A 1,032-nucleotide genomic window follows, 5' to 3' on the forward strand; every position below is an offset into this window, starting at 1 on the left:
GGCTTTCCCGTCACGGATGTTGTGCAGCTGGGATACAAGGTTCCGGCCGACAAACCCTCGGGAGCCGGTCACTAAGATTTTCATAAACTAATGGGTTCTGTTTGTCACAGAAAAGAGAAGATATTCATAGTGAATGACAGAAATCATCCAAACCTATAAAACTTACTTTTGGGAAATTATATTGCTTCAATATATGAAAATGATGATCTTCCGTAACAATAAACTTGGCATTAGCCACAATTGCACAGTCCACAAACTTATTATCATCCGGATCTGATTTTATCAGATTGAAGTTATAATAAGGAGTAAAGAACAAAGTATAAGGATTATTGAGAATGACATCAATCACCAGCTTAGCTATTTCCACACCTGCCAAACGTTCTAATATTTCCTCATATTCATTAAGAATTTCATCAGAAACGCATAACTGATTCGTTCCATCCAAAAAGCAATCCCAAATCTTACGGTACCTGCTTTTGGGAGAAATGCACTGTATCAAGCTATTTGTATCTAATACAATTCTATTCATCTCTTCGGAAGTGTACGGACATCAATTTTTCTCAGTTCATCAAGTTTTTCTTGGTTTAAAACTCCCGAATCCCATAAGTCATTCAAGCGGTCATCTAACTTCTGAGAAAAATATTTGGTCAACACTTCTTTAACTTCATTCAATCGCTCCTCCGAACCATCAAAAGCAAACATCTTCAAAAGATGTTGTTGAACTGAATTTAATACTGTTGCTGCCATATTCTCAATTATTAGTTTCAATATGGCAAAGATAGTTTTTTTTTCTAAAGGAACAATACATTCCCTCTTTCTTTCCTGTTGTATTATTCAAATTAAAGACTTATTCACTCTTGATTTCCGCGCTCTTCGCCTTTTCCTCCATCCCGAGGTCTTCGCGGATGAAACGGAGTTTCAAAAGAAGCTTTTTCATGCCCTCCACATCCAGGCGGGCAGTGTTATGGCTGTGATAGTCCTCTATACGGGCAATATCCTCATTGCCTTCCGTGAAGAACTTGTCATAGTTCA

At 37.6% G+C, this 1,032-nt stretch carries 2 protein-coding genes and 1 pseudogene; all 3 read right to left on the reverse strand.

Features of this window, described 5'->3' with window-relative positions; translation table 11 throughout:
* Window positions 1-124 precede the first annotated feature (124 nt).
* Entirely contained in the window at window positions 125-529 is a 405-nt protein-coding gene (locus CSD97_RS18670; protein ID WP_005829181.1) for a putative toxin-antitoxin system toxin component, PIN family, read from the reverse strand.
* Window positions 526-747 (reverse strand): hypothetical protein, encoded by a 222-nt coding sequence (locus CSD97_RS18675; RefSeq protein ID WP_005829183.1) that lies wholly within the window; start codon window positions 745-747, stop codon window positions 526-528. The genes CSD97_RS18670 and CSD97_RS18675 overlap by 4 nt, the downstream gene beginning before the upstream one ends.
* Window positions 748-847: 100 nt before the next feature.
* Window positions 848-1,032: pseudogene (locus CSD97_RS18680) on the reverse strand (UDP-glucose 4-epimerase); the annotation flags it as partial.

Origin of the sequence: Bacteroides sp. AR29 (assembly GCF_900217715.1) — a bacterium.
Lineage (GTDB): Bacteria > Bacteroidota > Bacteroidia > Bacteroidales > Bacteroidaceae > Bacteroides > Bacteroides uniformis.

Coding starts and splice junctions, on each gene's coding strand:
- CSD97_RS18670 (WP_005829181.1), bottom strand. CDS start 529: ATGAATAGAATTGTATTAGATACAAATAGCTTGATACAGTGCATTTCT.
- CSD97_RS18675 (WP_005829183.1), bottom strand. CDS start 747: ATGGCAGCAACAGTATTAAATTCAGTTCAACAACATCTTTTGAAGATG.